This window comes from Massilia sp. UYP34 (assembly GCF_056279385.1).
Genome location: NZ_JBWBRF010000015.1, coordinates 100,229 through 113,741, shown reverse-complemented (window position 1 = coordinate 113,741; position 13,513 = coordinate 100,229). Strand labels below are relative to the sequence as shown.

Annotated in this window: 12 protein-coding genes; 7 read left to right on the top strand and 5 right to left on the bottom strand. The window is 66.3% G+C overall.

Annotation, left to right across the window (positions count from 1 at the left end):
- Window positions 1-168 precede the first annotated feature (168 nt).
- From ACZ9AQ_RS19325 to ACZ9AQ_RS19310, 4 genes are all read left to right on the top strand, one after another.
- A complete protein-coding gene (locus ACZ9AQ_RS19325) occupies window positions 169-1,869 on the top strand; it encodes a diguanylate cyclase domain-containing protein (RefSeq protein WP_429206331.1) in 1,701 nt (566 codons plus the stop codon).
- Complete coding sequence (locus ACZ9AQ_RS19320) at window positions 1,866-2,597, top strand: helix-turn-helix domain-containing protein (protein ID WP_429206330.1); 732 nt, start codon at window positions 1,866-1,868, stop codon at window positions 2,595-2,597. The genes ACZ9AQ_RS19325 and ACZ9AQ_RS19320 overlap by 4 nt, the downstream gene beginning before the upstream one ends.
- A gap of 223 nt (window positions 2,598-2,820) precedes the next feature.
- A complete protein-coding gene (locus tag ACZ9AQ_RS19315) occupies window positions 2,821-3,810 on the top strand; it encodes a porin (RefSeq protein ID WP_429206329.1) in 990 nt (329 codons plus the stop codon).
- A gap of 99 nt (window positions 3,811-3,909) precedes the next feature.
- Window positions 3,910-4,344, top strand: coding sequence for a hypothetical protein (locus ACZ9AQ_RS19310; RefSeq protein WP_429206328.1), 435 nt, complete (start codon window positions 3,910-3,912; stop codon window positions 4,342-4,344).
- Here ACZ9AQ_RS19310 and ACZ9AQ_RS19305 read toward each other — a convergent pair.
- The 3 genes from ACZ9AQ_RS19305 to ACZ9AQ_RS19295 all read right to left on the bottom strand — a co-directional run bounded on the left by ACZ9AQ_RS19305 (window position 4,306) and on the right by ACZ9AQ_RS19295 (window position 6,911).
- A complete protein-coding gene (locus tag ACZ9AQ_RS19305) occupies window positions 4,306-5,325 on the bottom strand; it encodes an SDR family oxidoreductase (RefSeq protein WP_429206327.1) in 1,020 nt (339 codons plus the stop codon). The two genes, ACZ9AQ_RS19310 and ACZ9AQ_RS19305, sit on opposite strands and share 39 nt — an antisense overlap.
- Before the next feature lie 259 nt (window positions 5,326-5,584).
- The gene (locus ACZ9AQ_RS19300; protein ID WP_429206326.1) at window positions 5,585-6,586 is read right to left on the bottom strand and encodes a sulfate ABC transporter substrate-binding protein; all 1,002 of its coding nucleotides are present in this window, start codon (window positions 6,584-6,586) and stop codon (window positions 5,585-5,587) included.
- Window positions 6,587-6,698: 112 nt separating this feature from the next.
- On the bottom strand, window positions 6,699-6,911 hold the full coding sequence (locus ACZ9AQ_RS19295) for a hypothetical protein (RefSeq protein ID WP_005671379.1): 213 nt from the start codon (window positions 6,909-6,911) through the stop codon (window positions 6,699-6,701).
- A gap of 139 nt (window positions 6,912-7,050) precedes the next feature.
- Between ACZ9AQ_RS19295 and ACZ9AQ_RS19290 the strand changes: the two genes are divergently transcribed.
- Window positions 7,051-7,800, top strand: coding sequence for a phosphatase PAP2 family protein (locus tag ACZ9AQ_RS19290; RefSeq protein ID WP_429206325.1), 750 nt, complete (start codon window positions 7,051-7,053; stop codon window positions 7,798-7,800).
- A 25-nt stretch (window positions 7,801-7,825) separates the two neighbouring features.
- Window positions 7,826-8,662 (top strand): metallophosphoesterase family protein, encoded by an 837-nt coding sequence (locus tag ACZ9AQ_RS19285; protein WP_429206324.1) that lies wholly within the window; start codon window positions 7,826-7,828, stop codon window positions 8,660-8,662.
- A 55-nt stretch (window positions 8,663-8,717) separates the two neighbouring features.
- Here the strand turns inward: ACZ9AQ_RS19285 and cls are convergent, their stop codons facing one another.
- Window positions 8,718-10,106, bottom strand: coding sequence for a cardiolipin synthase (gene cls, locus ACZ9AQ_RS19280; RefSeq protein ID WP_429206323.1), 1,389 nt, complete (start codon window positions 10,104-10,106; stop codon window positions 8,718-8,720).
- Complete coding sequence (locus ACZ9AQ_RS19275) at window positions 10,103-12,286, bottom strand: site-specific recombinase (RefSeq protein ID WP_429206322.1); 2,184 nt, start codon at window positions 12,284-12,286, stop codon at window positions 10,103-10,105. The genes cls and ACZ9AQ_RS19275 overlap by 4 nt, the downstream gene beginning before the upstream one ends.
- Before the next feature lie 329 nt (window positions 12,287-12,615).
- Between ACZ9AQ_RS19275 and ACZ9AQ_RS19270 the strand changes: the two genes are divergently transcribed.
- The gene (locus ACZ9AQ_RS19270; RefSeq protein WP_429206321.1) at window positions 12,616-13,467 is read left to right on the top strand and encodes a branched-chain amino acid aminotransferase; all 852 of its coding nucleotides are present in this window, start codon (window positions 12,616-12,618) and stop codon (window positions 13,465-13,467) included.
- Window positions 13,468-13,513 lie beyond the last annotated feature (46 nt).

Sequence of the window (13,513 nt, the reverse complement as noted above, 5' to 3'; positions counted from 1 at the left end):
GGACTGCTGAACCCAGCAATCAAGTCGTCGAGCATAGCCTTTGCTCGGAACAAAGGCCAGCTACGGCGAGGAAAATGATCGCACGGCACTGAACAATTAGGCTCTCGCAAATCTCTTATGCAAGATCTGCTCTGCAAATTCCGTCTCTCCACCTTGATGACATTGGCAGTGTGCATCACAGTGGCATTGACCGTGGCGCTGCAACTGGCAGTGGTGAACCATTTCGCCGTGCGCCAGGCGAATGCCGAAGCCGAGTTGCGCCTGCAACAACTGTCGTGGCAGATGCGCGATGCGCTCAATCGCGTCGTGGAGCAGGCCGTCGGCGACGCCCGCATGCTGGCCGCGCTGCCGTCGGTGCGCCAGGCGCGCAATCCCGCCGCCGCGCGCGTCATGCTCGAGAGCCTGCAGCAGACCTTCCCCGACTACGCCTGGATCGGCATGGCCGATGCCAATGGCAAGGTGGTGGCCTCGACCAAGGGTTTGCTGGAGGGGAACGACGTCAGCAAGCGCCCCTGGTTCGATGCCGGCCGCGACGGCGTGCGCGCCAGCGACTACCATCCGGCGCTGCTGCTGGAAAAACTGATGCCGCACAGGGCCGACCCCTGGCGCTTCGTCGACGTGTCGACGCCCGTGTTAAGCCACGAGGGCAAGCCGTTCGCCGTGCTCGGCCTGCACCTGAGCTGGGAATGGGCGCGGCGCCAGGCGCGCATGCTGCTCACGCCGGCGCTGCGCGAGTACGGCGCCGAGATCCTGGTCGTGCGCGCGGACGGCACCGTCATGCTCGGGCCGCAGGAGCTGCTCGAGCAGAAAATCGATACCGCCAGCCTGCGCCGCGCCACCCTGGGCGACACCGGTGCGCTGCGCGAAGCCTGGCCGGACGGGCGCACCTATCTCACCGGATTCAGCCAGACCGGCCATGCCGGCAACCCGGCCACGTTGCAGTGGTCGGTGCTGGTGCGGCAGGATGAAGAAAAAGCCCTGCATGGCGCCAGCGAGCTGAAGCGTCGCATGCTGGCCTGGAGCGCATTGTTGGGTCTGCTGCTGGTGCTCGCGGCCGCGCTGCTGGCACGCCGCCTGGCGCAGCCGATGGCCCAGTTGGGCCAGGCGATCGAACGGGTGACCCAGGCGACGGCGAGCGGGGAAGACTTGCCGGAGATCCCGCAGATCCGTGGCTTTCATGAAGCAAACATGTTGTCGCGCACGATGCGCGATCTGGTCAGCAGCGAAGCGCAGGTTCGGCGCGCGCTGCAGCGGATGAACGAACATCTCGAGACGGCGGTGGCCGAACGCACCGCCGAGCTCAATGCGCTGCTGCTGCGCGACGTGATGACCGGCTTGCCGAACCGGCGCGCGCTCATGGAGACCTTGCCCGAGGCCATGGCCCGGGCCTCGCGCAGCGCGATGCCGGCGGCGCTGCTGTTCATCGACATGGACGGCTTCAAGGCGGTCAACGACACCCACGGCCACGAGGAAGGCGACGAGCTGCTGCGCCAGTTCGGAGCGCGCCTGGCGGCGGCCGTGCGCAAGACCGACCTGGTGGCGCGCCTGGCCGGCGACGAATTCGTGGTGGTGCTCGAGATGCTGGCCACCTCGGGCGACGCGGAAGAGACCGCGCGCAAGCTGCTCACCTGCATCCGCGAGCCCTATGCCTTGCGCACCACCGAGGTCACGGTGGGCGCCAGCATCGGCGTGGCGCTGTTCGCGCCCGGCGACAAGCCCGACCTGGACGCCTGGCTGGCGCGCGCCGACCAGGCCATGTACGCCGCCAAGCGCGGCGGCAAGAACGCCGTCAGGCTGGCCGCAGCGCCGGTCCGGCATGCCGTGGCGACCGCTGCCGGTTCCGGCTCGTCCCCCGAGTTCCCAGCATGACCCAGATCAGCCAGATCATTGCCACCATCAAGCGCCAGCTGAAGCTGCAGGGCCTGACCTACCGCGACGTCGCCGTCGCGCTCGACCTGTCCGAACCGAGCATCAAGCGCCTGTTCGCCAGCGAGCAGTTCACGCTCGAGCGCATCGTGGAAATCTGCAGCCTGCTCGGCTTTACCCTGGCCGAGATCGCGCAGGAAGCCCAGAACGGCCAGCGCCGCCTGCGCACCCTGAGCGTCGAGCAGGAGGGCGAGCTGGTGCAGGACGACAAGCTGCTGCTGGTGGCGGTGTGCGCGCTGAACCATTGGCGCATGCTCGACATGCTGGGCGTGTATCGGCTGAGCGAGGCGGAATGCCTGCAATACCTGCTGCGCCTGGACCGCCTGCAACTGATCACGCTTCTGCCCGGCAACCGCATCCGCGTCAACGTGGCGCGCGACTTCGACTGGCTGGCCGACGGCCCGATCCGGCGCTACTTCAATGGCCAGGGCATGCCCGAATTCGTGGCCGGCGGCTTCGATGGCGCCGGCGAGACCCTCGATTTCGCGCATGGGATGCTCACCGATAGCGCGCGCGCCAAGCTGCAGCACGAGCTGCGCCTGATGCGCGCCCGCTTCGCCCAGCTGCACGAGGAAAGCCTGGCCGCACCGCTGGCGCAGCGGCGCGGCAGCGGCCTGCTGCTGGCGCTGCGCGAATGGGAGCCGGCGGCGTTCGCCGCGCTGCGCCGCTGACGCCGATGCGGCCGGAATCGTCGTAAAGATTGCTTCCGTTAACGGTTCGGTGTACGGTAGGCAGCAACGCATGAGCCGTGCGCCGGATCAAGGCGGGCCGTCAGGCCATGCGCCGGGTCATGAGTCAGGCAAACGCGAACCGAAACGCGCGTTTATGTGAGGTATAAGACAGATCAGGCTGCCATAACAGGCGGATAGTAGGTGTCAGGGAGAGATTGACGCCATGAGAATGTCCATCGTCGCATTGGCCGTGCTCGGAGGGAGCGCGGCCTGCGCTTCGGCGCAGAACGAACCGGCCCGTCAGTATGCGGAGGGCGCCGGCGCCGGGGCGATCCAGGAAGCCGTCTGCGGGGCCGACTGCCTGAGCCAGCTGCAGCTGACCGCGCGCGCCGAGACGGTGCCGGCCGAGTCGTCGATCTTCATGCTCGAGGGCGAGCCCGATAGCGCATCCGGCATCGCGCGCTCGCCCGAGCGCGAGTGGCGCAGCAGCGTGACCGCAGGGCGCCAGTACAACGTCGACTACACCGCCCTGAACGAAGTCGGCGATCCCTTCCAGGGCGGCCTGGCGGCGCAGGCGGCGCCGCGCGGCATACGCGCCGACGACAGCGAAGGCTTCGAAGGCCGCTTTGCCGGCGTCAGCGCCGGCGCCAAGTGGCGCAAGGGCGACGTCGACGGCTCGCCGTCGGGACGCGCCTGGGGCATGACGGTCGGCGTTAACCTGGGCCCGCTCAACATCCGGGCCGCCCACCAGAATCGCAACGTGGCCAAGGTGACCCGCTACAACGAGGTCGACATCACGATGGCGGCCCGCAATTCCATCGTCGCCGCCAATATGCGCTTCGACTGGGGCACGGCCTATACCGCCTACAGCGCCAACCGCGGCTGGGGCAATTCGCCGCTGTTCAATCCCGACAATCCGTATGGCGCCAGCGTCGCCGCCACGCGCTCGACCGACAGCCGCGATGTGCTGATGGGCGTGGCGATGCCGGTATCGCGCCAGACCACGCTGCTGGCATCCTTCGTGCGCCGCAACGACCGCGATCCGGCCGACAACGATGCGCGCCAGCTCGCCGTCGGCGCCACCTATGCGATGTCGCGCCGGATGGATTTCTATGCCGCCTATTCGCACATCCAGCACCTGGCCGGTGCGCACCTGGGCGTCAAGCCCGGCAACGGTTCCTCGCTCAACGTGGGCATGCGGCGCGCGTTCTGAACCCGGGCGCAGTCCGGTCGCGCAGGCGTGCGCTGCGACACGGGGCGGCGAAATTCAGTACTCTGTCTCCATGGTTCATCAACACTTATGGAGGCAAACATGACTGGCACCAGCACACTCGATCCGGACAACTTCCCGGAACGCCCGGACCGCAACCTGGGCAAGGGCCACGGCATCGACGCGCTCGGCCCGAGCGATATTTCGGACACCGGCAGCGACGTCGTCGGCGGCCCGGGCTTTGCCGGCAATCTCGATCCCGACCAGGTGCTCGACTTCGATGAAGGCACGACCTCGGACCTTGAAGCCAGCCACGCCGGCGACACCGCCGGACCTGACGTCGGCGACGCCGATTTCTCGGGCGACAGCGACATGGGCGGCACCGGAGAACGCGCCGCGGCCGGCCGCGATACGGTGGCCAAGGATGGCGCCGACATCGATACCGACCGCATCGAGTCCATCCCCGATCTGCCGCTGACCGAGGAGGACACCGCGTTCTTAACGAGCCGTCCGCCGACTCAGGACGAAGGCCGCTAGCAGCGCGCCGCCGCCCAGCAGGGCGGTGGTGATCTGTTTCGAGCGCAGCTGCGCCGCGGTGTACGGGCTGCGCTCATGGGTCTGGTAAATGCCCTGGCGCTCGCGCAGCTCACGCGTATGGTCGGGCTTGTGCAGGGCGTCGCGGCGGCCCGGGTCGGCCGGCGCGTCCGATGTCTGGCCCTTGAACATGGTTGCCGTCACGTATTTGTCGAAGGCGCGCGGCAGGAAGCGGGCGCCCGACGAGTTCATCTTGGCGGCGCCGCCGACGAACAGGTCGCGCTTCGGATGCTGGGCCGCGTACAGGATGGCGTCGGCCACCAGCTCCGGCGCATACACCGGCGACGGCAGCTTCGGCTCCTTTTCCATGTAGTTCTTGGCGTGCACTGCGAACATGGTGTCGATGCCCGACGGCTTGACCAGGGTGACCGACATCGGCGCGCCTTCCTTTTCCAGTTCCATGCGCAGCGAATCGGTGAAGCCTTTCACCGCGTGCTTGGACGCCGCGTACATGCCCTGCAGCGGAATGCCGTGGTCGGACAGTTCGCTGCCCAGGTTGATCAGGGCGCCGCCGCCACGCTGCTTCATGCGCTTGACCGCTTCCAGCGAGCCGTTCACGACGCCCCAGAAATTGGTCTGGAACAGGCGGTGGTGGTCTTCGGGCGCGATGTCCTCGATGCGGCCGAAGATCGAGATGCCGGCATTGTTGACCCAGGTGTCGATGCGGCCGAATGCGCGGATGGCGGCGTCGCCGATGCGTTCGACGTCGTCGATCTTGCCGACGTCGGCGGCGACGGCGATGACGTCGGCGCCGCCGGCGCGCAGCTCGTCGACCAGTTCGTCCAGCGCGTCGTCGGCGCGCGCGGCCAGCACCAGGCGCGCGCCGCGCCCGGCGGCCATGCGCGCGGTCGACAGGCCAATGCCGCTGGTGGCGCCGGTGATGACCATGACTTGCTCATTGATCCTGCGGAGTTTGACTGACATGGGGTGATCCTTTCCTTGTTCGTTGTGCGGGGAAGGACCGCCGCGTTCGCGTCGGCGATGCGCGGCGGGCCACGAGTTAGTGAATTGTTCACTTCGTGACTGAGTTTGCTATTTCAAGGGATTGTCTGGCGCGCGGGTGAGCGGCGGGTGCCGCCCATGCCAGGATCCGACAAAAAAACGCCGCCCCACCAGCGGCGGGAACGGCGTCGGGGAGACGGGGATGCTGCGGGTGCTGCGGGCGCCGCGTGCCGCGGGCAGCTTACTTCCTGGTGTAGATCTGGTCGAAGATGCCGCCATCGGCGAAGTGCGTCTTCTGGGCCGCGGTCCAGCCGCCCAGATCGCTGATCTTGAATAGCTTGATCTGCGGGAACTGCGAGGCATACTTCTTGGCGAACTTGTCGACCGCCGGGCGAAAGTAGTTCCTGGCGATGATGTCCTGGCCTTCGTCGCTGTACAGGTATTCCAGGTAGGCCTGGGCCACCTTGCGGGTGCCTTTCTTGTCGACGTTCTTGTCGACCACGGCGACCGGCGGCTCGGCCAGGATGCTCAGCGACGGCGCGACGATCTCGAATTTATCGGGACCGAGCTCGCGCAGCGCCAGCAGCGCCTCGTTTTCCCAGGCCAGCAGCACGTCGCCGATGCCGCGCTCGACGAAGGTGGTGGTCGACCCGCGCGCGCCTGAATCGAGCACCGGCACGTTCTTGTACAGGGCGCCCAGGAACTCGGCCGCCTTCTGCGGATTGCCGCCCGGCTGGCGCAGCGCGTAGCCATAGGCCGCGAGGTGGTTCCAGCGCGCGCCGCCCGAGGTCTTCGGATTCGGCGTGATCACCGAGATGCCCGGCTTGACCAGGTCGTTCCAATCCCTGATCTTCTTCGGATTGCCCTTGCGCACCAGGAACACGATGGTCGAGGTGTAGGGCGAGCTGCGGTACTGCAGCCTTTGTTCCCAGCCCGGATTGATCAGGCCCCTGTCGCGGATGGCGTCGATGTCGTAGGCCAGCGCCAGGGTGACGACGTCGGCCTGCAGGCCGTCGATCACCGAGCGCGCCTGCTTGCCCGAACCGCCGTGCGATTGCTTCACGTTGACGTTGTCGCCCGTCCTGGCTTTCCAGTGCTTGGCGAAGGCCGCGTCGAACTCATGGTACAGCTCGCGCGTCGGGTCGTACGATACGTTGAGCAGGTTGACGTCGGCGGCAAACGCCGGGGCCTGTACCAGCAGGGTCAGTGCTGCCAGCGAACGGATGAAGGTTGTGCGAAGCATTTATTATCTTTCTGGAGGGTGGGAACCCATAGCCTAAGGTCTCGACCCACAGAGAGAAAACGAATAAATTCACACAACCATATGCGCTTTTTCAGCATCGTTCCAGGATGGATCAGTGTGCCTTGGAAAGAATGAGCAGCCAGCGGCGGAACAGCAGGATCTCGACGTGGCCGGCCTCGACGCCGGTATCGCATTCGATGACCGGATTGACCGCATAGAAGCGCTTGCGGAAATCACGGGTGACGAGAATTTCTCGACGGCCAATGCGCGCCAGGAAGGGGACAGGTGCGTGTTCCAGGCCGAAGGAGCTGTTCAGAGTGGTCATGTTCGTTTCCTTGAATCGTAGTGGTTGTGCAGTAAGGAAAGAATAACACAACTACTGTATAAATCTACAGCTACTGTTCGGATATACAGTAAATTTTTGTGTGTGTGGCTTTTTCGCCAAGTCAGTCATAATCGATGCCATGAGCAATGTCCTACCGCGTCTTCACCGTTTTGCCGCCGCCCGCTTCTCGCCGGAAGGCGCGTACGGGCTCCATCTCACGGTCGGGATCGTGTTCCTGCTGCTGGCGATGGCGGGCTTCGCCCACCTGGCCGGCGCGCTCAATGCCGGCGCCCCGATCACCCGGCTCGACGTGGTGGTGGCCAACTGGCTGCACGCGCACGCCAGCCAGGGCGGCCTGCTGCGCGACGCGCTGCTGGTGGTCACCCACGCCCACAGCACGCCCGGCGTGCTCGCGATCGCCTTCGGCGTCGGCGTCTGGATGGTTCGGCGCGGGCACCGCTATTGGATCGTGGCGCTGATCTCGAGCGTGCCGGGCGGGATGCTGCTCAATGTGGCGCTCAAGCATACCTTCGAGCGCGCGCGCCCCCATTTCTCCGAGCCCATCCTCACCCTCAGCACCTACAGTTTCCCGAGCGGGCACACGATGGCCGCCACCGTGCTGTACGGCCTGCTGGCCTGCTATGTCGCGCGCCATGCCGGGTCATGGATGGGGCGGGTGCTGCCCTTCGTGCTGGCGGCGCTGATGATCGGCCTGGTCGCGTTCTCGCGCATGTACCTCGGCGCGCACTACCTGACCGACATCCTTGCCGCGCTGGCCGAGGGCTGCGGCTGGCTGGCAGTCTGCATCGGCGGCGTCGCCACCCTGAACCGGCGCCGGGCCGCGCGCGCGCGGCGCGCGTCCGGCCGGGCGCCGCGACAAGAGATATAAGCGTTGTAGAAAAGGAGATTCCCGGATGCGCACCCTCGTTCACCTGTCCGACCTGCATTTTGGCCGTGTCGACCAGGCGCTGCTCGGCCCCTTGCGCGAACTGGTCGAGCGCATTGCGGCCGACGTGGTCGTGATCTCGGGCGACCTGACCCAGCGCGCCAGGGTCGAGGAATTCGAACAGGCGCGCGCCTTCCTCGATTCGCTGCCCGGCCCGCAGATCGTCGTGCCCGGCAACCACGACATCTCGCTGTACAACGTGTTCCGCCGGTTCGCCAGGCCCCTGTCGCGCTACAAGCGCTACATCACCGATGATCTCGAACCCGCGTTCATCGACGACGAGATCGCCGTGGTGGGCGTCAACACCGCGCGTTCGCTCACTATCAAGGATGGCCGCATCAGCCACGACCAGGTGGCGGGGCTGCGCCGGCGCCTGGCCGGGCTCCCGCCGCAGGTCACGCGCATCGTCGTCACCCACCATCCCTTCGATTTGCCGGAACACTTCGAAAAGCGCGACCTCGTGGTGCGCGCGCCGATGGCGATGGAAGTGTTCGCCGAGACGAACGTCGATATCCTGATGGCCGGCCACATGCATGCCAGCCACGCGGGCAGCACGGCGGCGCGCTACCAGATCGCCGAATATGCGGCGCTCGTGGTCCAGGCCGGCACCGCCACCTCCACCCGCGGGCGCGGCGAAGTCAATTCGTTCAACGTGGTGCGGGTCGCGCCGCAGCGGGTTGAGATCGACCGCTATGGCTGGGACGTGGTGGCGGGCAGGTTCGCCCTGGTCACGACCGAGAAATTCGTGCGCGCCGGGAGCATCTGGTCGCCGCACAGCGACGGGATGCTGGCGGCGGGACTGTAACCGTCCCCGTATTGCCGCCCCGTGTTACCGGCCCGTGTTACCGGCCCTACGCGCATCAGATCCAGTATTCGGTCAGCCTCGACATCATCTCGCGCAGCCGGTCGCCCCACGGCCGCCGCTTCCAGTCCTCGAGCTTGATCTCTTTCGAGTGGCGCAGGTCTTCCTTGAACGCCGCTTCCATGTCGCGCCCGAAGTGTGGATCGAGCACCACCACATTGACTTCGTAGTTGTGGATGAAGCTGCGGCGGTCGATATTGGCCGAGCCGATCGACGACCACATGCCGTCGATCACCGTGGTCTTGGCGTGCAACACCGCCACCTGCAGCTGGAAGATGCGCACGCCCCCTTCGAGCAGCTCGTGGTAGAACGACTCGCCCGCATACTTGATGAAATCGTGGTCCGACACGCCCGGCAGCACCAGCTGCACGTCGACCCCGCGCTGGGCCGCCGCGACCAGGCTGTCGACGATCTGGCGGTCCGGTACGAAGTAGGCCGCCGTCAGGTGGATCGACTTCTTCGCTTCGCCGATCGCCAGCACCAGCGATTTATAGATTTCCGAATCGCGGTCGGGCGAGGTGGCCAGCACCCGCACCACTTTCTCGCCCACCGGGGCGAGCTGGGGGAAGTACTCGACCGCGGGCAGCTCGCCCGCGTCCTGGTGCACCCAGTTGTCGATGAAGGCCCATTGCAGGGCGCCGACGGCCGGTCCCTCGATCTTGATGTGGGTGTCGCGCCAGCCGACGTCTTCCTGGTTGACCTTGCCGGGGCGTTTGTTCGAGCGGAACAGCGAGCTGTTGGCATAGGTGCTGCTGATGTTGATGCCGCCGGTGAAGGCGACCTTGCCGTCGACGATCATGATCTTGCGGTGGTCGCGGTTGTTCAGCGCCCATCTGCCGGGCCGCTTGGTCGGGTCGACCGGATTGAACACCAGCACGTTGACGCCAGCCTGGCGCAGGCGCTCGAAGAATTCCTTCGGCGTGGCCAGCGTGCCGACCCCGTCGACGATGATGTTGACGGTGACGCCCTCGGCGCGCTTCTGCATCAGGATCTCGGCGAACTGGGTCCCGATCTCGTCATGGTCGAAGATATAGGTCTCGAGGTTGATCGAGCTCTTCGCATTCCTGGCCGCTTCCATCATGGCGCGCATGGTGGCCGGGCCGTCGAACAGCAGCGAGACCTGGTTGCCGGCGATCAGCGGCACGCCGGTCGCCTGTTCTTCGAGCACCGCCAGTTGCTTCAGGTCGGGCGAGGCGCGCGCCCAGCGCCGCTTGAGCAGCGCCGCCGCCTGTCCATCCTGCAGCTCGCCGCGTTGCGTGGCGACGGTGGGCACGGCCTTGTCGGGCGCGCCGGCGATGGTGCTGCGGTCGGGCAGCGCCTTGCATGAAGCCACCACGCACACGAAACCGATGAGGCCGACCCAGGCGGCGAAGCGCTTCTTGTTCATTTTGTTCCCTTCGAGTACACGGTATCGGGCGGCGGCAGCTGGCGATGGCGCGGGCCCAGGAAGAATTCGACAGGCGAATAGGCGAAGCGCCGGCCCAGTGCCTGCACCAGCAGGATCCAGCGTTTAAAGACGATATTGCGCGCGCGCAGCGCCACCCACAGCGCCAGTCCGAAGCTCACCAAGAGGTTGACGGTGCCGATCAACAGCACGCCGGCGGTGGCGTTGGCGATCTGGGCCCAGGTCATGCCGTAGTCCAGGGCCACCAGGGCGGTGGCGAAGTTGGCCGCCGAGAACGTGATGTGACGGATGTCGATCGGCAGGCCGAGCAGGAAGCCCACGGTGCCGGTGGTGCCGAGCAGGATGCCGAAGAAGAAGTTACCCATCAGGCCGCCGAGATTGCCCTCGACATAGTCGCCCAGCCGCGCCAGGCGCGCGGGGCCCAGCACCCGGCGCAGTCCGCGCAGCTGCCGCACGCGCTGGCCCATGCGCGTGTACAGCGCCTTGTTGTCGTAGTAGCCCGAGATCAGGCCGGCCACGAACAGCCAGACGCCGGCCACGGCGGCGTAGAACAGTGCCGGGCTGTGCAGTGGGTCGATGTCGTTGAGCAGGTGCAGCGCCTTGATCGGGTCGACCAGGTGGTGGCCGGTGTACCAGCGCACGAACTCGGCGATGCCCAGGGCCACCGGAAAGGCCACCAGCACGTTGCCGAGCACCGCCACCATCTGGGTGCGGAACACTTTATTGACCAGTTCGGCCAACTTGTCGACGTCGATGCCGCGCCCGGTCGCGGAGCGATGCAGCGAGGCGGCGATGCGCTGCGCCGTCATGGCCGGCTGCTTGGTGGCGACCGTGAAATGCAGCATGTGGATCAGCACGAAGCCGAGCGAGTAGTTCATGCTGAACAAAAAAGCCTCGACCAGCGGCGGCGTCCTCAGGTAACCCAACAGGATCTTGAACAGCGCCATGAAGCCGACGATGAAGCCGGCGCCCGACGAAGACCACAGCATCTTGCGCAAGTCCTTGCGGTCTTCGGCGATATAGTGCTCGCCGGTGCGGCTGGCGTTCTCGGTGACGTTGCGCGCCAGCAGGTGCACGTTGTCGCGCACCAGGCCGCTGACCTGGTACTTGGTGTTATGGGCCTCGATCAATTCTTCGGCGAGCGAGATCGCGGCGCGCTGGCGCGGGCTGAGCAGCGGCGCATCGGGCACCGTCAGCTGGCCCGGATTGTCGCCCTGCGGCGCCACCGGCAGCAGCACCTCGCCGTCGATGACCAGCTCGTCCATGACCTCATGGGCCGACGGGTGCGCCGGCGCCGGCGCCGGGGTGGGGCTCTGTTCGTCGGTGACGTCGACCAGGAACAGCAGCTTTTGCAGGCGGTCGATGCTCTGTTGCACCGCCACCAGCAGGTAGGTGAGGGCAATGCTGGTGCCGTTCGCCAGCGCCAGGCGCCGGATCTTGAGCACCACGTCTTCGCACTGGTCGAGCATCACCAGGAGGTGGCCCGCGTCGTCGGGACGCTCGCGCTCGCCGGCGAGATAGCGCGCGTAATCATCGAGGTAGCGGTTGGCCTCGATGTTCTGCATCAGGAACGGCGAGTCGAAATTCTCGATCTGGCTGTAGCTGTGCACCAGGCGCGGCTCGAGGCCGAGCGCGCAGATGCGGCAGGACAGGGTGCGGATCGCGTCCAGCAGGCCCTTGAGCGTGACCACGCGCGCGCGGTCGGGCGCGTCGTCGTCCGGCGGCGGGGCATTGGCGATCACGTCGAACAGCAGCATCCATTCGTCGTCGGGCACCGCGCGGATCCATTCGAAGTCGTCCTCGCGGTACAGCACCTGGTCGAGCGCGTCCGATAAATACAGGTTGTCGAGCGCCGGCGGCAGGAAGCGGTAGGCGATGCGGCTCTTGAGTTCGGTGACGAAGCCGTCGTTCGACAGGATGCCGATGTCGCTGTACAGACTGGTGTGCCGCCGTTTCTCGAGCAGGGTGGTGAGGTAGCGCCGCAGCGCCCAGGCCTGGGTCGGATTGCCCTTCAGGAGCTGGGTCAGCGTGCGTACCGCCTGGGCCGGATCGTCAGCGTCCTGCCACACCCAGCGCTGACGCGGGCGCAGGTGGCAGACCAACTCGACCAGCAGGTCGATGTCGTCGCTGTAGGGATCGATCCGTTCGAGAGTAGCAAGCATGAAAACAATTTTTACCGGAAAGCCATAGTGTACGCGACGAGGCCGGTAAATATGGTGTGGCAACGAACAATGCATGGAGGACCGACGCGGCCGTCAGTTATTCCGGCTGGCTGCGGCCGCATGCCAAGGGTGACGAAGTAAAACGAGGAACACCGCCGGTGATGCCGTCCTGGGGGGCTGGTGGGCCGATAACGACGATCCGCACAAGATGCGCAGCGAGGGCGCAGGGCCCTGGGCCTGGACGAGTCCCGGTAGCGGGGCGGCGGGACGGCGGGACGGCGCGTCTGGACGGGGCGGCGCCGGTGCCGCTACACTGGTACGGTTTTGCAATGACGAAGGAAACCATGTACCTCACTTATTACAACGGCCAATGGGCCGAAGGTAACACGCCGCTGTACGGCGCGATGGACCACAGTCTGTGGCTCGGTTCGTCCGTGTTCGACGGTGCGCGCGCGTTGCGCGGCAAGCTGCCCGACCTGCGGCCGCACCTGGAACGCGTCATCGCGTCCGCCGAAAAACTGGGCCTGCGCTGCCCGTTGACGGTCGACGAGATGGAAGCGCTGGTGCGTGAAGGCGTGGCCAAATTCCCGATCGACGCCGAACTCTATATTCGTCCGCTGGTGTTCGGCTCCGAGGGCTTCCTGATCCCGGTCGCCGAGCAAAGCCGGTTCGCGCTGACCCTGTTCGATGCGCCGCTGCCGCCGTTCGCCGGGTTCTCGGCCTGCCTGTCGACCCTGCGCCGTCCGCAGCCGAACATGGCGCCGACCGACGCCAAGGCCTCGGCCCTGTACGCCAACTCGACCCGCGCCATGCGCGAAGCGAAAGAGCGCGGCTTCGACCAGGCCATCATGCTCGACGCCGAAGGCCACGTGGCCGAATTCGCAACGTCGAACCTGTTTCTGGTGCTGGATGACGGCAAGGTGGTGACGCCGGCCCCGAACGGCACCTTCCTGGCGGGGATCACTCGTGCGCGCGTGATGGCGCTGCTGGCCGCGGCCGGCATGCAGGTGGAAGAGCGCAGCGTCAAGGCCACCGAACTGAACACCGCGCGCGAAATTTTCAGCACCGGTAACTATGGCAAGGTCACGCCGTGCACCCGGTATGAAGACCGCACGCTGGAAGCGGGCCCGGTCGCACGCCAGGCGCGCGAGCTGTACCTGGCGTTCACCGAGGCCGCGTAACGCGGCGCAAGCAAAAACGAAAAAGGCCGGCAATGCCGGCCTTTTT